At 39.2% G+C, this 20577-nt stretch carries 7 protein-coding genes, 1 tRNA gene and 6 rRNA genes; all 14 read left to right on the top strand.

Annotated features, from left to right (window positions below; genetic code table 11):
• The first annotated feature begins 426 nt into the window (after positions 1-426).
• The 14 genes from Ccar_RS17600 (at position 427) to Ccar_RS17535 (ending at position 20478) form a co-directional block, all read left to right on the top strand.
• Positions 427-1938 (top strand): 16S ribosomal RNA (locus Ccar_RS17600).
• Between the two features lie 222 nt (positions 1939-2160).
• Positions 2161-5059 (top strand): 23S ribosomal RNA (locus Ccar_RS17595).
• A gap of 55 nt (positions 5060-5114) precedes the next feature.
• Positions 5115-5231, top strand: a 5S ribosomal RNA gene (gene rrf / locus Ccar_RS17590).
• Between the two features lie 7 nt (positions 5232-5238).
• Positions 5239-5313, top strand: a tRNA-Asn gene (locus Ccar_RS17585).
• Positions 5314-5976: 663 nt separating this feature from the next.
• Positions 5977-7488, top strand: a 16S ribosomal RNA gene (locus Ccar_RS17580).
• A gap of 222 nt (positions 7489-7710) precedes the next feature.
• Positions 7711-10609, top strand: a 23S ribosomal RNA gene (locus Ccar_RS17575).
• Positions 10610-10664: 55 nt separating this feature from the next.
• A 5S ribosomal RNA gene (gene rrf / locus Ccar_RS17570) occupies positions 10665-10781 on the top strand.
• Together the 16S, 23S and 5S rRNA genes with 1 tRNA gene alongside form the textbook arrangement of a ribosomal RNA operon.
• Positions 10782-11049: 268 nt before the next feature.
• Positions 11050-12201, top strand: a complete 1152-nt coding sequence (locus Ccar_RS17565; protein WP_007062958.1) for a pyridoxal phosphate-dependent aminotransferase — start codon at positions 11050-11052, stop codon at positions 12199-12201.
• A 589-nt stretch (positions 12202-12790) separates the two neighbouring features.
• Positions 12791-13201 carry a methylaspartate mutase subunit S gene (glmS, locus tag Ccar_RS17560; protein ID WP_007062959.1) on the top strand — a complete coding sequence of 137 codons (411 nt, stop codon included), beginning with the start codon at positions 12791-12793 and terminating at the stop codon, positions 13199-13201.
• Between the two features lie 66 nt (positions 13202-13267).
• Entirely contained in the window at positions 13268-14719 is a 1452-nt protein-coding gene (locus Ccar_RS17555; protein WP_007062960.1) for a methylaspartate mutase subunit E, read from the top strand.
• Positions 14720-14768: 49 nt separating this feature from the next.
• Positions 14769-16010: a methylaspartate ammonia-lyase gene (locus tag Ccar_RS17550; RefSeq protein ID WP_007062961.1), complete on the top strand. Its 1242-nt coding sequence runs from the start codon at positions 14769-14771 to the stop codon at positions 16008-16010.
• A gap of 158 nt (positions 16011-16168) precedes the next feature.
• Positions 16169-17902: a sigma-54 interaction domain-containing protein gene (locus Ccar_RS17545; protein WP_007064854.1), complete on the top strand. Its 1734-nt coding sequence runs from the start codon at positions 16169-16171 to the stop codon at positions 17900-17902.
• Positions 17903-18200: 298 nt separating this feature from the next.
• On the top strand, positions 18201-18986 hold the full coding sequence (locus tag Ccar_RS17540) for a gamma-glutamyl-gamma-aminobutyrate hydrolase family protein (RefSeq protein ID WP_007062963.1): 786 nt from the start codon (positions 18201-18203) through the stop codon (positions 18984-18986).
• 82 nt (positions 18987-19068) lie between these two features.
• Complete coding sequence (locus Ccar_RS17535; protein ID WP_048030319.1) at positions 19069-20478, top strand: amino acid permease; 1410 nt, start codon at positions 19069-19071, stop codon at positions 20476-20478.
• Positions 20479-20577 lie beyond the last annotated feature (99 nt).

Below are 20577 nucleotides of genomic sequence, written 5' to 3'. Positions count from 1 at the left end.
TTGGAAGTGCAGTAAGCACTGTGAATAATTATTAATTTTTTATGTAGTGTTACACTGTAGAGAGGTTGGTTGAAACTACCAATTGACAGCTTTTAGTGATAGTGATAAGATGCGAATCTGGCGGTAAGTAAGCCGCAGAAAACGTCAGTTGAATTGGTGAGAAATTGCTAGTTGACAAAACTGATGTAAGCATGATATGATATACATCCAGTCACGAATCAGTGATAACTTAGCAAAGTCAAATAAGTAAAAATTACTAGTTGACAAGCAAAGGTAAGCATGATAAAATACAAGAGTCGCTGAGATGCGACAAGATCCTTGAAAATTAAACAGAGTGAAAGTAAGATATAAATCTTATTTTAAATAAGCCAGTATTAGTTAAACTAACAAGTTTAACGTCAATAATTTGAGTACAGATTAAACTTTTAAATTGAGAGTTTGATCCTGGCTCAGGACGAACGCTGGCGGCGTGCTTAACACATGCAAGTCGAGCGATGAAATCCCTTCGGGGATGGATTAGCGGCGGACGGGTGAGTAACACGTGGGCAACCTGCCTCAAAGTGGGGGATAGCCTTCCGAAAGGGAGATTAATACCGCATAACATTAGTTTTTCACATGAAATACTAATTAAAGGAGTAATCCGCTTTGAGATGGGCCCGCGGCGCATTAGCTAGTTGGTGAGGTAACGGCTCACCAAGGCCACGATGCGTAGCCGACCTGAGAGGGTGATCGGCCACATTGGAACTGAGACACGGTCCAGACTCCTACGGGAGGCAGCAGTGGGGAATATTGCACAATGGGCGAAAGCCTGATGCAGCAACGCCGCGTGAGTGATGAAGGCCTTCGGGTTGTAAAGCTCTGTCTTTGGGGACGATAATGACGGTACCCAAGGAGGAAGCCACGGCTAACTACGTGCCAGCAGCCGCGGTAATACGTAGGTGGCGAGCGTTGTCCGGATTTACTGGGCGTAAAGGATGCGTAGGCGGATGTTTAAGTCAGATGTGAAAATCCCGAGCTTAACTTGGGAACTGCATTTGAAACTGGATATCTAGAGTGCGGGAGAGGAGAATGGAATTCCTAGTGTAGCGGTGAAATGCGTAGAGATTAGGAAGAACACCAGTGGCGAAGGCGATTCTCTGGACCGTAACTGACGCTGAGGCATGAAAGCGTGGGTAGCAAACAGGATTAGATACCCTGGTAGTCCACGCCGTAAACGATGAATACTAGGTGTAGGAGGTATCGACTCCTTCTGTGCCGCAGCTAACGCAATAAGTATTCCGCCTGGGAAGTACGATCGCAAGATTAAAACTCAAAGGAATTGACGGGGGCCCGCACAAGCAGCGGAGCATGTGGTTTAATTCGAAGCAACGCGAAGAACCTTACCTAGACTTGACATCCCCTGAATTACCTGTAATGAGGGAAGCCCTTCGGGGCAGGGAGACAGGTGGTGCATGGTTGTCGTCAGCTCGTGTCGTGAGATGTTAGGTTAAGTCCTGCAACGAGCGCAACCCTTATCATTAGTTGCTACCATTAAGTTGAGCACTCTAGTGAGACTGCCCGGGTTAACCGGGAGGAAGGTGGGGATGACGTCAAATCATCATGCCCCTTATGTCTAGGGCTACACACGTGCTACAATGGTGAGTACAGAAAGATGCAAGACCGTGAGGTGGAGCAAAACTTTTAAAACTCATCTCAGTTCGGATTGTAGGCTGAAACTCGCCTACATGAAGCTGGAGTTGCTAGTAATCGCGAATCAGCATGTCGCGGTGAATACGTTCCCGGGCCTTGTACACACCGCCCGTCACACCATGAGAGCTGGCAACACCCGAAGTCCGTGAGGTAACCGTAAGGAGCCAGCGGCCGAAGGTGGGGTTAGTAATTGGGGTGAAGTCGTAACAAGGTAGCCGTAGGAGAACCTGCGGCTGGATCACCTCCTTTCTAAGGAGTCGACAAAGTAGGTAATTCTACTTTGAAGGTTTATTTAATAGCTCTGTTTAATTTTGAAGAATCTAATTCTTCAAATTGTTCTTTGAAAATTGCACAGTGAATATAACTTTTAAATAAAAGTAAAGCTAAAGGTAAAACTACTTATTATATAAGTAAAAAAACCTTTGTAGATTTTAACTAAGAAAATTGTTGAAAGACAATTTTCACATGAATGGTCAAGCTACAAAGGGCGCATGGTGAATGCCTTGGCACCAGAAGCCGAAGAAGGACGTGATAAGCTGCGATAAGCTTTGGGTAGGCGCAAATAGCCTGAGATCCAGAGATTTCCGAATGGGGAAACCCACAATGCTAACGCATTGTACTGTAAACTGAATACATAGGTTTATGGAGGTAAACCCGGGGAACTGAAACATCTAAGTACCCGGAGGAAGAGAAAGAAAAATCGATTTTCTAAGTAGCGGCGAGCGAAAGGGAAAGAGCCCAAACCAGGAACTTGTTCCTGGGGTTGCGGATAGATCATAAATACTGTGATTTCTTAATTGAAGAGAGCTGGAAGGCTCCGCCGTAGAAGGTAACAGCCCTGTAAGTGAAAGGAAATAGCAGTCAGATCTACTCCAGAGTACCACGAGACACGTGAAACCTTGTGGGAAGCAGGGAGGACCACCTCCCAAGGCTAAATACTAACTGGTGACCGATAGTGAAGCAGTACCGTGAGGGAAAGGTGAAAAGAACCCCGGAAGGGGAGTGAAATAGAACCTGAAACCGTGTGTCCACAACCGGTCGAAGCACTTTTATGTGCGACGACGTGCTTTTTGTAGAACGAGCCAGCGAGTTACGGTATGTAGCAAGGTTAAGTACTTAAGGTACGGAGCCGAAGGGAAACCGAGTCTGAATAGGGCGAAAAGTTGCATGTCGTAGACCCGAAACCGGGTGACCTATCCATGGCCAGGATGAAGCGGAAGTAAAATTCCGTGGAGGTCCGAACCACGTTGGTGTTGAAAAACCATGGGATGAGCTGTGGATAGCGGAGAAATTCCAATCGAACTCGGAGATAGCTGGTTCTCCTCGAAATAGCTTTAGGGCTAGCGTTGAGATTGAGTAGTGGAGGTAGAGCACTGAATGGGCTAGGGGCTGACAACAGTTACTGAACCCTATCAAACTCCGAATGCCATATACTTGTATCTCAGCAGTCAGACTGCGAATGATAAGATCCGTAGTCAAAAGGGAAACAGCCCAGATCATCAGCTAAGGTCCCAAAGTGTAAGTTAAGTGGAAAAGGATGTGGGATTTCTAAGACAACTAGGATGTTGGCTTAGAAGCAGCCACTCATTTAAAGAGTGCGTAATAGCTCACTAGTCAAGAGATCCTGCGCCGAAGATGTCCGGGGCTAAAACTTACCACCGAAGCTATGGGCTCGAAAGAGCGGTAGAGGAGCTTCCTGTATGGAGTGAAGTCGTACCGAAAGGAGCGGTGGACTGTACAGGAGTGAGTATGCTGGCATAAGTAGCGAGAAATAAGTGAGAATCTTATTGGTCGAAAATCTAAGGTTTCCTGAGGAAGGCTCGTCCGCTCAGGGTTAGTCGGGACCTAAGCCGAGGCCGAAAGGCGTAGGTGATGGACAATCGGTTGATATTCCGATACCACCAACTGACGTTATTACAAATGGGATGACGCAGGAGGATAGGATGTGCACACTATTGGATGTGTGTCTAAGCACTTAGACAGATCAGACAGGCAAATCCGTCTGGTTAATGTTGAGGTGTGATGGGGAGTGGCTTTATGCCGCGAAGTATCTGATTCCACGCTGCCAAGAAAAGTCTCTATGGAGGATGTTGGTGCCCGTACCGCAAACCGACACAGGTAGATGAGGAGAGAATCCTAAGACCATCGGAAGAATTGTTGTCAAGGAACTCGGCAAATTGACCCCGTAACTTCGGGAGAAGGGGTGCCTATGAAAGTAGGTCGCAGAGAATAGGCCCAAGCAACTGTTTAGCAAAAACACAGGTCTCTGCTAAAGCGAAAGCTGAAGTATAGGGGCTGACGCCTGCCCGGTGCTGGAAGGTTAAGGGGAATACTTAGCGCAAGCGAAGGTATGAACTTAAGCCCCAGTAAACGGCGGCCGTAACTATAACGGTCCTAAGGTAGCGAAATTCCTTGTCGGGTAAGTTCCGACCCGCACGAATGGCGTAATGACTTGGGCACTGTCTCGACAACAAATCCGGCGAAATTGTAGTGCAAGTGAAGATGCTTGCTACCCGCGATTGGACGGAAAGACCCCGTAGAGCTTTACTGCAGCTTAGCATTGAGTTTCGATATTGTCTGTACAGGATAGGTGGGAGACTGCGAAACAGGGGCGTCAGCTTCTGTGGAGTCATCCTTGGGATACCACCCTGACAGTATTGGGATTCTAACCGGCGGCCATGAAACTGGTCACGGGACATTGTTAGGTGGGCAGTTTGACTGGGGCGGTCGCCTCCAAAAAAGTAACGGAGGCGCCCAAAGGTTCCCTCAGAACGGTTGGAAATCGTTCGAAGAGTGCAAAGGCAGAAGGGAGCCTGACTGCGACACATACAGGTGGAGCAGGGACGAAAGTCGGGCTTAGTGATCCGGTGGTTCCTCGTGGGAGGGCCATCGCTCAACGGATAAAAGCTACCTCGGGGATAACAGGCTGATCTCCCCCAAGAGTCCACATCGACGGGGAGGTTTGGCACCTCGATGTCGGCTCGTCGCATCCTGGGGCTGAAGTAGGTCCCAAGGGTTGGGCTGTTCGCCCATTAAAGCGGCACGCGAGCTGGGTTCAGAACGTCGTGAGACAGTTCGGTCCCTATCCGTCGCGGGCGTAGGAAATTTGAGAGGAGCTGTCCTTAGTACGAGAGGACCGGGATGGACTGACCTCTGGTGTACCAGTTGTTCCGCCAGGAGCATGGCTGGGTAGCTATGTCGGGACGGGATAAACGCTGAAAGCATCTAAGCGTGAAACCCACCTCAAGATTAGATTTCCCATAGCGTAAGCTAGTAAGACCCCTTGAAGAACACAAGGTTGATAGGTCAGAGGTGTAAGCATGGTAACATGTTCAGCTGACTGATACTAATAGGTCGAGGGCTTGACCAAATAAATTCACTGTGCAATTTTGAGATAACAAAATCTCTAAAATTAAATAAGAATATCTGGTGATAATGACATAAAGGTAACACCCGTTCCCATTCCGAACACGATGGTTAAGCTTTATAGTGCCGATGGTACTGCAGGGGAGGCTCTGTGGAAGAGTAGGTCGTTGCCAGGTAATGCGTTCCGCGATAGCTCAATGGTGGAGCACTCGGCTGTTAACCGATAGGTTGAAGGTTCGAATCCTTTTCGCGGAGCCAATTTTATATGAATTATTAAAGACTACAGATATGTAGTCTTTTTTTACGTTTATAATAAATATTAACACCACTTTATAAGAAAGTTAACTAACTAAACTTATATGTAAAAAATGTATGACTAAAAAGGTCTTTTAAAGTTTTCAAGTAAATAGTAAAATTCATGTGTAAAGTCTTGTTTAAAGATTTAGTTCTAAATGTAGTAGATTTTTAAATTTGTATTAAAAAAATCATAAACTCGGCCTTGTGTATCTATAAGTGAAAAACTATGTAAATAGTAAGTAAAATAGAGCAATAAGAGAATAAACAGAATATGCACTAGTATTATCTAATATAATATTATAAATATATGATACAATAACACATGTCGCTTGAGAGAGCAGACAGTTACTTAGAAAATAAAACATAAAAAATATGTTGACAACTTCTTAAGTAACATGGTATTATGTTAAAGCTGTGTGATGCAGCAAGCTTAACAAAAAAGAATTTGAAAAAAGTTCTTGACAGGGTTAAGTAAACATGATAAGATATAAAAGTCGCTGAGATGCGACAAGATCCTTGAAAATTAAACAGAGTGAAAGTAAGATATAAATCTTATTTTAAATAAGCCAGTATTAGTTAAACTAACAAGTTTAACGTCAATAATTTGAGTACAGATTAAACTTTTAAATTGAGAGTTTGATCCTGGCTCAGGACGAACGCTGGCGGCGTGCTTAACACATGCAAGTCGAGCGATGAAATCCCTTCGGGGATGGATTAGCGGCGGACGGGTGAGTAACACGTGGGCAACCTGCCTCAAAGTGGGGGATAGCCTTCCGAAAGGGAGATTAATACCGCATAACATTAGTTTTTCACATGAAATACTAATTAAAGGAGTAATCCGCTTTGAGATGGGCCCGCGGCGCATTAGCTAGTTGGTGAGGTAACGGCTCACCAAGGCCACGATGCGTAGCCGACCTGAGAGGGTGATCGGCCACATTGGAACTGAGACACGGTCCAGACTCCTACGGGAGGCAGCAGTGGGGAATATTGCACAATGGGCGAAAGCCTGATGCAGCAACGCCGCGTGAGTGATGAAGGCCTTCGGGTTGTAAAGCTCTGTCTTTGGGGACGATAATGACGGTACCCAAGGAGGAAGCCACGGCTAACTACGTGCCAGCAGCCGCGGTAATACGTAGGTGGCGAGCGTTGTCCGGATTTACTGGGCGTAAAGGATGCGTAGGCGGATGTTTAAGTCAGATGTGAAAATCCCGAGCTTAACTTGGGAACTGCATTTGAAACTGGATATCTAGAGTGCGGGAGAGGAGAATGGAATTCCTAGTGTAGCGGTGAAATGCGTAGAGATTAGGAAGAACACCAGTGGCGAAGGCGATTCTCTGGACCGTAACTGACGCTGAGGCATGAAAGCGTGGGTAGCAAACAGGATTAGATACCCTGGTAGTCCACGCCGTAAACGATGAATACTAGGTGTAGGAGGTATCGACTCCTTCTGTGCCGCAGCTAACGCAATAAGTATTCCGCCTGGGAAGTACGATCGCAAGATTAAAACTCAAAGGAATTGACGGGGGCCCGCACAAGCAGCGGAGCATGTGGTTTAATTCGAAGCAACGCGAAGAACCTTACCTAGACTTGACATCCCCTGAATTACCTGTAATGAGGGAAGCCCTTCGGGGCAGGGAGACAGGTGGTGCATGGTTGTCGTCAGCTCGTGTCGTGAGATGTTAGGTTAAGTCCTGCAACGAGCGCAACCCTTATCATTAGTTGCTACCATTAAGTTGAGCACTCTAGTGAGACTGCCCGGGTTAACCGGGAGGAAGGTGGGGATGACGTCAAATCATCATGCCCCTTATGTCTAGGGCTACACACGTGCTACAATGGTGAGTACAGAAAGATGCAAGACCGTGAGGTGGAGCAAAACTTTTAAAACTCATCTCAGTTCGGATTGTAGGCTGAAACTCGCCTACATGAAGCTGGAGTTGCTAGTAATCGCGAATCAGCATGTCGCGGTGAATACGTTCCCGGGCCTTGTACACACCGCCCGTCACACCATGAGAGCTGGCAACACCCGAAGTCCGTGAGGTAACCGTAAGGAGCCAGCGGCCGAAGGTGGGGTTAGTAATTGGGGTGAAGTCGTAACAAGGTAGCCGTAGGAGAACCTGCGGCTGGATCACCTCCTTTCTAAGGAGTCGACAAAGTAGGTAATTCTACTTTGAAGGTTTATTTAATAGCTCTGTTTAATTTTGAAGAATCTAATTCTTCAAATTGTTCTTTGAAAATTGCACAGTGAATATAACTTTTAAATAAAAGTAAAGCTAAAGGTAAAACTACTTATTATATAAGTAAAAAAACCTTTGTAGATTTTAACTAAGAAAATTGTTGAAAGACAATTTTCACATGAATGGTCAAGCTACAAAGGGCGCATGGTGAATGCCTTGGCACCAGAAGCCGAAGAAGGACGTGATAAGCTGCGATAAGCTTTGGGTAGGCGCAAATAGCCTGAGATCCAGAGATTTCCGAATGGGGAAACCCACAATGCTAACGCATTGTACTGTAAACTGAATACATAGGTTTATGGAGGTAAACCCGGGGAACTGAAACATCTAAGTACCCGGAGGAAGAGAAAGAAAAATCGATTTTCTAAGTAGCGGCGAGCGAAAGGGAAAGAGCCCAAACCAGGAACTTGTTCCTGGGGTTGCGGATAGATCATAAATACTGTGATTTCTTAATTGAAGAGAGCTGGAAGGCTCCGCCGTAGAAGGTAACAGCCCTGTAAGTGAAAGGAAATAGCAGTCAGATCTACTCCAGAGTACCACGAGACACGTGAAACCTTGTGGGAAGCAGGGAGGACCACCTCCCAAGGCTAAATACTAACTGGTGACCGATAGTGAAGCAGTACCGTGAGGGAAAGGTGAAAAGAACCCCGGAAGGGGAGTGAAATAGAACCTGAAACCGTGTGTCCACAACCGGTCGAAGCACTTTTATGTGCGACGACGTGCTTTTTGTAGAACGAGCCAGCGAGTTACGGTATGTAGCAAGGTTAAGTACTTAAGGTACGGAGCCGAAGGGAAACCGAGTCTGAATAGGGCGAAAAGTTGCATGTCGTAGACCCGAAACCGGGTGACCTATCCATGGCCAGGATGAAGCGGAAGTAAAATTCCGTGGAGGTCCGAACCACGTTGGTGTTGAAAAACCATGGGATGAGCTGTGGATAGCGGAGAAATTCCAATCGAACTCGGAGATAGCTGGTTCTCCTCGAAATAGCTTTAGGGCTAGCGTTGAGATTGAGTAGTGGAGGTAGAGCACTGAATGGGCTAGGGGCTGACAACAGTTACTGAACCCTATCAAACTCCGAATGCCATATACTTGTATCTCAGCAGTCAGACTGCGAATGATAAGATCCGTAGTCAAAAGGGAAACAGCCCAGATCATCAGCTAAGGTCCCAAAGTGTAAGTTAAGTGGAAAAGGATGTGGGATTTCTAAGACAACTAGGATGTTGGCTTAGAAGCAGCCACTCATTTAAAGAGTGCGTAATAGCTCACTAGTCAAGAGATCCTGCGCCGAAGATGTCCGGGGCTAAAACTTACCACCGAAGCTATGGGCTCGAAAGAGCGGTAGAGGAGCTTCCTGTATGGAGTGAAGTCGTACCGAAAGGAGCGGTGGACTGTACAGGAGTGAGTATGCTGGCATAAGTAGCGAGAAATAAGTGAGAATCTTATTGGTCGAAAATCTAAGGTTTCCTGAGGAAGGCTCGTCCGCTCAGGGTTAGTCGGGACCTAAGCCGAGGCCGAAAGGCGTAGGTGATGGACAATCGGTTGATATTCCGATACCACCAACTGACGTTATTACAAATGGGATGACGCAGGAGGATAGGATGTGCACACTATTGGATGTGTGTCTAAGCACTTAGACAGATCAGACAGGCAAATCCGTCTGGTTAATGTTGAGGTGTGATGGGGAGTGGCTTTATGCCGCGAAGTATCTGATTCCACGCTGCCAAGAAAAGTCTCTATGGAGGATGTTGGTGCCCGTACCGCAAACCGACACAGGTAGATGAGGAGAGAATCCTAAGACCATCGGAAGAATTGTTGTCAAGGAACTCGGCAAATTGACCCCGTAACTTCGGGAGAAGGGGTGCCTATGAAAGTAGGTCGCAGAGAATAGGCCCAAGCAACTGTTTAGCAAAAACACAGGTCTCTGCTAAAGCGAAAGCTGAAGTATAGGGGCTGACGCCTGCCCGGTGCTGGAAGGTTAAGGGGAATACTTAGCGCAAGCGAAGGTATGAACTTAAGCCCCAGTAAACGGCGGCCGTAACTATAACGGTCCTAAGGTAGCGAAATTCCTTGTCGGGTAAGTTCCGACCCGCACGAATGGCGTAATGACTTGGGCACTGTCTCGACAACAAATCCGGCGAAATTGTAGTGCAAGTGAAGATGCTTGCTACCCGCGATTGGACGGAAAGACCCCGTAGAGCTTTACTGCAGCTTAGCATTGAGTTTCGATATTGTCTGTACAGGATAGGTGGGAGACTGCGAAACAGGGGCGTCAGCTTCTGTGGAGTCATCCTTGGGATACCACCCTGACAGTATTGGGATTCTAACCGGCGGCCATGAAACTGGTCACGGGACATTGTTAGGTGGGCAGTTTGACTGGGGCGGTCGCCTCCAAAAAAGTAACGGAGGCGCCCAAAGGTTCCCTCAGAACGGTTGGAAATCGTTCGAAGAGTGCAAAGGCAGAAGGGAGCCTGACTGCGACACATACAGGTGGAGCAGGGACGAAAGTCGGGCTTAGTGATCCGGTGGTTCCTCGTGGGAGGGCCATCGCTCAACGGATAAAAGCTACCTCGGGGATAACAGGCTGATCTCCCCCAAGAGTCCACATCGACGGGGAGGTTTGGCACCTCGATGTCGGCTCGTCGCATCCTGGGGCTGAAGTAGGTCCCAAGGGTTGGGCTGTTCGCCCATTAAAGCGGCACGCGAGCTGGGTTCAGAACGTCGTGAGACAGTTCGGTCCCTATCCGTCGCGGGCGTAGGAAATTTGAGAGGAGCTGTCCTTAGTACGAGAGGACCGGGATGGACTGACCTCTGGTGTACCAGTTGTTCCGCCAGGAGCATGGCTGGGTAGCTATGTCGGGACGGGATAAACGCTGAAAGCATCTAAGCGTGAAACCCACCTCAAGATTAGATTTCCCATTGCGTAAGCTAGTAAGACCCCTTGAAGAACACAAGGTTGATAGGTCAGAGGTGTAAGCATGGTAACATGTTCAGCTGACTGATACTAATAGGTCGAGGGCTTGACCAAATAAATTCACTGTGCAATTTTGAGATAACAAAATCTCTAAAATTAAATAAGAATATCTGGTGATAATGACATAAAGGTAACACCCGTTCCCATTCCGAACACGATGGTTAAGCTTTATAGTGCCGATGGTACTGCAGGGGAGGCTCTGTGGAAGAGTAGGTCGTTGCCAGGTAATAAAAAAGGATCGCTAAGTAATTTAATTACTTAGCGATTGTTGTTTTTATTATATAAACAAATAAAGTTTTAATTTTATTATTTTGATTATGTATAATATATTCATTGATAATGTTATAAAATTCAGTATCATAATTGGTATAGATAATTTTCAATATATAATATAAATTAAATATAATGTTTGGATAAAACAAATTTTATGATAATATATTGATAAAGTGTTAAAGCTAAAATTTATGATATAAATAGAGAGGGGCTAATACAATATGGATAATACTATTTCTAGAAATGTGCAAAATATAGAGATTTCAGGTATCAGGAAGTTTTTCAACAAAGTAATTAATTACCCAAATGCCATTTCCTTAACTTTAGGTCAGCCTGATTTTAATGTACCTGATAAAATTAAAAAAGCTATGATTGAAGCAATAAATGAAAACAAAACTACATATACATCAAATGCAGGAATTGTAGAGCTTAGAGAAGGAATATCAAACTATTTAAAAACCCAAAACATAAACTATGATAAGGATGAAATATGTATTACCGTTGGTGGTAGTGAGGGTTTAATGGATGTTTTTGCAGCTTTATTGAATCCTTCAGACAAAATTCTCATACCAACGCCAGCTTATCCAGCTTATGAAAGCTGTGTAAAGCTTATTGGAGGGGAGATTATAAATTATAGTTTAAACAGCGATTTTTCTATTAACTTTGAGGAATTGAAAAGTTTAATAAGCAAAGAAAAACCTAAGGCTATAGTTGTATCATACCCATGTAATCCAACTGGAGCTATTTTATCAAGGGAAGATAATAACAAGCTTCATGAGATAATTAAAGATAATGAAATTGTAGCTATAACTGATGAAATGTATAGTTCATTATGTTTTGAAGATCAATATTATTCTATAGCTCAATTTGATGATATAAGGGATAAAGTAATTGCTGTTGGTGGTTTTTCAAAAATGTTTTCTATGACAGGTCTTAGAATAGGATATGTGTGTGCAGTAGAAGGTTTTATGAATGCCATAATGAAGGTTCACCAATATAATGTATCATGCGCACCATCTATTGTTCAATGGGCAGCTTGTGAGGGTTTTAAAAGCTGCATGGAAGATGTAGAATATATGAGAAAAGAATTTATAAAAAGAAGAGACTATTTATATAATAGATTTATTAAAATGGGATTCGAATCAAATGTTCCTATGGGGGCCTTTTATATGTTTCCATCTATAAAAAAATTCAATATGAAAAGTGATGAATTTTGTGAAAGGCTTCTAAAAGAGGCAGGTGTTGCTGTTGTTCCAGGTTCAGCTTTTGGAGTTGGTGGAGAAGGTCATATGAGAATTTCTTATGCATATAGTATGGAACAATTAAAAGAAGCATCAGATAGAATAGAAAGTTTTGTGAAAAATTTAAAGTAATTTACAGTGATTTAATTGTTAGTTTGAAATTTTTATTTAAATAAAGATAAATAGCAAATGAAATGGACTTTGAAAAAAGTCCATTTTTTTCATGTAATAAAGATTCTTTTTTTTAAATATCTAAATCTAATGGAAGGTTAATCCAAAAAATTTCCACAGGTATGGATAATAAAGTAAAAACAATATGTATATGAATGAAATTATGCAATTTTTAGGATTAAGATATTCAAAGTATATTTTAATGTACTAAGACATAATTTGGATTTGTAAAAATATGTGTAACTTCACAAATTCGTTAATATTAAGCTAGATAGACTGTAAATTCATAATACTTTATAAATGATTTTAAAATATTATGAATGATAAATTAATGTGCTAAAGTGCTTTAGATATAACGCAATATTCTGAAAAAAGATTTTTTTTGAAAACGTTTGATATGCGTTTTTTCATGTGGTATTATAAAAAAGAGCAATGGATTAGTCCATTAATCCATTAGTTAATATAAATTTGTAATAAGGCCATATTATATAAGTTATAGGTTTTAAAAATATAAATAAATTTTTAAAAGTAAGTTTTGGGGGGTTTCATAATGAAAACTTTAGTTATTGGAGTAATTGGTTCAGATTGTCATGCAGTTGGAAACAAAATATTAGATCATTCATTTACACAAGCAGGATTCAATGTAGTTAATATTGGTGTATTGTCTCCACAAGAAGACTTTATAAATGCAGCAATAGAAACTAATGCAGATGCAATAGTAGTATCTTCACTTTATGGACATGGAGAAATTGATTGCAGAGGATTAAGAGAAAAGCTTAATGAATCAGGATTAGATGGAATACTATTGTATGCTGGTGGAAATTTAGTAGTAGGAAAACAAAAATGGGAAGATGTACATAAGAAGTTTAAAGAAATGGGATTTGATAGAGTATACGCACCAGGAACATCACCAGAAATTACAATTGCAGATTTAAAAAAGGACTTAAAAGTTGAAGATTAAATAAAAATTGTATTAAAACTATATTAATGAAAAAATACTTGATAAGTTTATTAGGAGGTAATTGAGGTGGAACTTAAAAATAAAAAGTGGACAGATGAAGAATTTTTTGAAATGAGAAAAGAAGTATTAAGTCAGTGGCCAACAGGAAGCGAAGTAGACTTAAAGGAAGCAGTAGAATATTTAAAAAAGGTACCTGAATATAAGAGTTTTCCAGCAAAATTAAGAAAAGCTAAAGAAGCAGGAATAACATTAGCACAACCAAGAGCAGGAGTTGCACTAATAAATGAACATATAGAACTTCTACAACATCTTCAAAATGAAGGAAATGCAGACTTACTACCATCAACAATAGACAGTTATACAAGACAAAATAGATATGATGAATGCGAAATAGGAATAAAAGAAAGTTTAGCAGCAGGAAGATCATTATTAAACGGATTTCCAGGAGTAAACCATGGAGTAAAAGGATGCAGAGAAGTATTTGAAGCAGTAAATTTACCACTTCAAGCAAGACACGGCACACCAGATTCTAGGTTACTTGCAGAAATAATACATGCAGCAGGATGGACTTCAAATGAAGGTGGCGGAATATCTTATAACGTTCCATATGCTAAAAGTGTATCAATAGAAAAAAGTTTATTGGACTGGCAGTACTGCGATAGACTTGTTGGATATTATGAAGAGCAGGGAATATCAATCAACAGAGAACCATTTGGACCTTTAACAGGAACTTTAGTTCCACCAAGTACATCAAATACAGTGGCAATAATAGAAGCATTACTTGCAGCAGAACAAGGAGTTAAGAACATAACAGTAGGATATGGACAGTGCGGAAATTTAGTTCAAGATGTTGCGGCAATAAGAGCCTTAGAAGAACAAGTAAATGAATATTTAAAACAATATGGATATAACGATGTTTATATAACAACAGTATTCCACGAATGGATGGGAGGATTCCCACAGGATGAGGCTAAAGCGTTTGGAGTAATATCATCAGGAGCAGCAACAGCAGCACTAGCAGGAGCAACAAAGGTTATAGTAAAAACACCACATGAAGCATTGGGAATACCAACAAAAGAAGCAAATGCAGCAGGAATAAAAGCAACAAAAATGGCATTAAATATGTTCCAAGGACAGAGACTTCCAATGTCAAAGGAATTAGAAACAGAAATAAGCATAATAAAAGCAGAAACTAAATGTATGATGGATAAGTTATTTGAACTTGGAAATGGAGATTTAGCAGTAGGAACAGTAAAAGGTTTTGAATCAGGAATAGTAGATATACCATTTGCACCAAGTAAATTTAATGCTGGAAAAATGATGCCTGCTAGGGATAATAATGGAGCAGTAAGATACTTCAACTTTGGAAACTTACCATTAACTGAAGAATTAAAGGCATTCAATACAAGAAAGTTAGAAGAAAGAGGAAAGTTTGAAGGAAGAGAAGTAACATTCCAAATGACTATAGATGATATATTTGCTGTAGGCAAGGGAGTTCTAATAGGAAGACCAGAATAATGTAATTAATTAAATATATAAAGAGTATTTAGAAAGATGGGTGTAAAAAATGAAAATAGTTGACGTTATTTGTTCAGAATCAAAAACAGGATTTTATTTTGATGATCAGAGAGCTATAAAAAAAGGAGCAGGACACGATGGATTCACTTATGTAGGAGAACCAGTAACAGAAGGATTTAAAAATGTTAGACAGGCTGGAGAAGCTATATCTGTTATGATTATATTAGAAGATGGTCAGGTAGCATATGGAGATTGTGCAGCAGTACAATATTCAGGAGCAGGCGGAAGAGATCCTCTATTTTTAGCTAAAGATTTTATTCCAGTTATAGAAAAAGAAATAGCACCTAAGCTTATAGGAAGAGAATTAAAGGAATTCAAAGCATTAGCAGAAGAATTTGATAAAATGCAAGTTGATGGAAAAAGATTACATACAGCTATAAGATATGGAGTAACTCAAGCAATACTTGATGCAGTAGCAAAAGCTGAAAAATTAACTATGGCAGAAGTAATAAGAAATGAATACAATCCAGGTTATGAAATAAAGAGAGTACCTATATTTACTCAATCAGGAGATGACAGATACGATAATTCAGATAAAATGATAATAAAAGGTGCAGATGTAATGCCACATGCACTTATAAATAATGTAGAAGAAAAACTAGGATTAAAAGGTGAAAAATTATTAAAGTATGTTGAATGGTTAAGAGATAGAGTAATAAAATTAAGAACAAAAGAGGATTACAGTCCAATATTCCACATAGATGTATATGGAACAATAGGAGCTGCATTTAAATATGATACAAAGGCAATGGCTGATTATATAAAAACATTAGAAGAAGCAGCAAAACCATTCCATTTGAGAATAGAAGGACCAATGGATGTAGAAGAGAGACAAAAACAAATGGAAGCATTAAGAGACTTAACAGCAGAATTAGATGGAAGAGGAATAAAAGTAGAATTAGTTGCAGACGAATGGTGCAACACAGTAGACGATGTAAAATTCTTTACAGACAATAAAGCAGGACATATGGTACAAATAAAGACACCTGATTTAGGTGGAGTAAATAATATAGCAGATGCAATAATTTACTGTAAAGAACATGGTATGGGAGCATATTGTGGAGGAACATGCAACGAAACAAATAGATCTGCCGAAGTAACTACAAATATAGGTATGGCCTGTGGCGCAAAACAAGTACTTGCTAAACCAGGAATGGGCGTAGATGAAGGATACATGATAGTTAACAATGAAATGAATAGAGTTATTGCGCTTGCAAATAGAAGAAAGTAATGGAATTTGGAAAAAAGGCAGTTTTTTATTAAACTGCCTTTTTCATTCATTTTGATATTATCAGTAAATTTACATGAAATTATTCATGTGATAAAATACAAGTAATGATTTTAAAATTGCAATTTTAAATATGAATATTAATAAAGTGGTGAAATTATATGTATAGTGCAATGTATGAAATAAGAGAATTTATACAGAATTTAATAGAGACAACAAGTTCCATTATTGAGTTTGATATCTATGTTATGGATAGTCATTTAGTAAGGGTTGCTGCAACTGGGTTATTTAAGGAATCTATAGGACAAGCACTTCCAAAGGGATGTGCCAATGATTACGTTATAGAAAATGGCGAGGTTTTAATTATAGATAGCCCTAAAGGTAATAAAATATGTGATACATGTCCCATTAAGACTTATGGAAAATGCTTTAATGAGTATTCTATAGCATATCCTATAAAAAATGATGGAAAATGCATTGGAGCTATTACGATTATGTCATTAACTTCTAAACTTAAAGAAAAACAGGTTAAAATAAGAAGTCAACTTATTACTTTTTTAGAAAGGTTAGCAGAAAGTATTTTAACTAAAATAAAGGAAAAAGAAACAAAGGATAGATTAATAACAGTTTTAAATTCTATAAGTGAGGGAGTTGTGCTTACAAGCTCCTCAGGCGAAATACTTGTTTTCAACAGTGTTATGGAAGAAATACTAAAACATAAGAATAATATAAAAGAAATTTTTGTGGAAGATAATTTTGAAAATATAATAAGTGATTTTAAAGAGGAAGCTGAAAAGGAATTGGAGGTTATTTTAAGAGCACCAATCCCCAATAATAGAATGTTTGTAAGCGTAAAATTCATAAATAACAGTAATGAAAAGACAGATATTCTTTTTATATTTAAGCATAAAAAAGAATTGACTAATATAGCATATAAACTTTTAGCTGATGCTTCGCATTTAAATATAAATCTTGACAGTATAAAGGGTAATAGCAAGTTAATTAATCAAACTAAAAATCTGGCTACACAAGCGGCAAAATATGAATCTAATATTTTAATTTTGGGGGAAAGTGGTACAGGAAAAGAAGTATTTGCGCGAGCTATTCATAAAATGAGTAAAAGAAAAGATGAACCTTTTATAGCTATTAATTGTGCTGCAATACCTGAAAATCTTCTTGAAAGTGAACTTTTTGGATATGAAAGTGGCGCTTTTACAGGTGCAAATAAAGGTGGAAAGCCGGGCAAATTTGAACTTGCTAATGGAGGAACTATTTTTCTTGACGAAGTTGGAGATTTATCATTACATTTGCAGCCTAAATTACTTAGAGTTATAGAGCAGGGACAATTGGAAAGGGTAGGAGGAGTAAAATCCATAAAATTGGATGTGAGAATAATTTCAGCTACTAATAAGGATCTTGAAACTATGGTAAAAAAGGGAGAATTTAGAGAGGACTTTTTTTATAGATTATGTGTAATACCGATAATGATACCTCCTCTTAGAAAACGACTAGAGGATATAATTTTACTTGCAGAGCATTTCCTTGATAAGTATAATAAAAAATTAAATAAAAATATAGTTGGCATATCGGAAGAAGTAAAAAAGCAATTATTGCTATATGATTGGCCAGGAAACGTAAGAGAGCTGGAGAATGTTGTTGAATACTCTGTCAATATGGAAAACAAAGATGTACTTACATTGTCGTGCATCCCTAAAAAAATAAGTGCAGAAAAAAAAGAAATTCAATATAATAATTTAGAATCAATAAGGAAAAAATGTCTTGAGGAATTAATAATTAGACATGGCAGCACTCTTGCAGGCAAACAAAAAATTGCAGAAGAATTAGGAATAAGTCTTTCTACATTATATAGAGATATAAAAAAATATAATTTATAAAATTCAATATGAAGTTCAAAATGAAAAATCTATTGTCAAAATGACAATAGATTTTTGTTGCAAAATGACAGGAAAATGCGATATTATAGAGACGTATTATTAAAATGACAATTCATTTTGACAATATTCATTAAAAATAATGTCGCATATGTCCAAAATTTCAGAATCTTAATTGTGGCATGTTTATTGCTATTATATATTGTGAAAATTCTAAAAAGAGTTAAAAGGGGGAAAGTACTGAATTAACTATAATTCAACTAAAATGTGAATTTTCATTGATAATATAGGAGGAATAAATATGAAACCAGTTATAGGCATATGTGCAGATTATTCTTATGGATTGAATGGAGTTTATGAGGGCTTTGGATGTGGATTTGATTATCAGCTTACTGCCAATGATTATGTTAAGGCAGTTGAAAAGGCAGGGGGAATTCCTGTAATTATTCCAGTGTTTAATGATTTGAATAATATTGAAAACGTTATCGATATTGCAGATGGTATAATTTTTGCAGGTGGAGCAGATATTGAACCAAAGCATTATGGACAATACATAGGAACAAAAATAGGACAAATAATTCCAGAAAGAGATAGACAGGAACTGCAATTAGCAAAAAATATTATTGAAAATACTGAAATTCCTATTTTAGGTGTTTGCAGAGGATATCAACTTTTAAATGTGGTTTGTGGAGGAACTCTTTATCAGGACTTATCTGAAATTCCATTAGAATTAAGAAATAATAAAATTATAAATCATTCAATGAAGGGGTCACCAAAATATAACCCGGTGCATGAAGTTAAGATTAATGAAAAAAGTAGATTTTATAGAATTTTTAATAAAAAAACTATGAGCGTGAATTCTTATCATCATCAAGCAATAAAGGATGTAGCTGACGATTTTAATGTTTCTACTATATCACCAGATGGAATAGTTGAAGCTATAGAATTAAAAAGGGAAGATAGATTTGTGGTAGGTGTACAATGGCATCCTGAAATGTTAAGCGAACGCAATGATGAGCAACTTTTGATATTTAAGGCACTTATAAACGCTTGCAAGGAATATAAAATACTTCATTGTGCCAGTTAAGCTGATTGGCACCGCTTTATAATTGCAAATAATATGAACAATTAACTGAATGAAATATTTTAGATTTAAGGGGGTTAAAAGTATGAGTGATAAAAATAATGGTTCGCATGAAAATCTTGAACGTGGATTAGAAGAAAGACATATTCAAATGATAGCGTTAGGTGGCGCAATAGGTGTTGGTTTATTTTTAGGATCAGCAACAACTATTAAAATGGCAGGACCTGCAATTTTGCTATCATATTTAGCTGGAGGAATTATCTTATTTATTATTATGCGTGCACTTGGTGAAATGGCAGTTGAACATCCAGTTGCAGGTTCATTTAGTGCTTATGCTAATGAATATATGGGACCACTTGCAGGATATTTAACAGGATGGACTTATTGGTTGAATTGGGTTTCATGTTGTATGGCGGAACTTACTGCAATAGGAATTTATATTAACTTCTGGTTTCCGGGAATTCCTAAATGGGGATCAGCTCTTACAGCTCTTGTTATTATGGTATTTGTAAACTTAGTTGCAGTAAAAGCCTTTGGAGAGTGTGAGTTTTGGTTTGCTCTTATAAAAGTTGTTGCCATTATTCTCATGATTGTTGTAGGTGTAGTCATGATTGTAACTGGAATAGGTAATGCAGGAAAGCCTATTGGTTTTTCAAACTTATGGATTAATGGAGGATTTTTCCCTAATGGAGTAAAAGGACCTGTAAGTGCTTTGGCATTGGTTACTTTTGCTTTCTTTGGTACTGAACTTATAGGTATTACTGCTGGTGAAGCAAAAAATCCAGAAAAAACTATACCATCCGCTATTAATAAAGTTTTCTGGAGAATTTGTATATTCTATGTAGGAGCATTAACAGTAATTATGTGTCTTTATCCATGGAATAAAATAGGGGTAATTGGCAGTCCGTTTGTTTTAACATTTAGTAAACTTGGTATTAAATCTGCAGCTGGAATTATAAACTTTGTTGTATTAACAGCAGCGTTGTCTGGATGCAATAGTGGTATTTATACAACAGGACGTATGGTATATAACTTGTCCCTTCAAGGCTCAGCACCAAAAGTTTTTGGAAAAGTTAGTGAAAGACATGTCCCTATGAATGCAATTTTGGCATCTTCAGCATGTATGCTAATTGGTGTTGTGCTTAACTATTTTCTTCCAGGTAAAGTATTTGTGTATCTTGCTAGTATTGCAACTTTTGCAGGATTATTTGCATGGTTTATGATAGTTTTAGTACAAATAAAGTTTAGAAAGGGTCTTACATCTGAACAAGTAAAAAAATTAAAATTTCCAATGAAGATGTATCCATATACAAATTATTTTGCTTTAGCATATTTAGTATTTGTATTTTTGGTAATGTCATTAAGTCCTGATACTTTAATAGCAGTTATTGTAGGACCAATTTGGCTTATAGGTTTAACTGTTTGTTATTATGCATTTGGTCTTAATAAAAACAATTCTTCTAAAGAGGAAAGCAAAATTAAAGAAGGTTGCTAATTAAAAATATAAAATTATATAGTAAATTCAAAATGAAAAGCTTGTTGTCAAAGTGACAACAAGCTTTTTTATTGTTAAAACATATGAAAATAAATGTTT

This window comes from Clostridium carboxidivorans P7 (assembly GCF_001038625.1).
Taxonomy (GTDB): Bacteria; Bacillota; Clostridia; order Clostridiales; family Clostridiaceae; genus Clostridium_AM; species Clostridium_AM carboxidivorans.
This window is presented reverse-complemented; position numbering and strand designations above follow the sequence as displayed.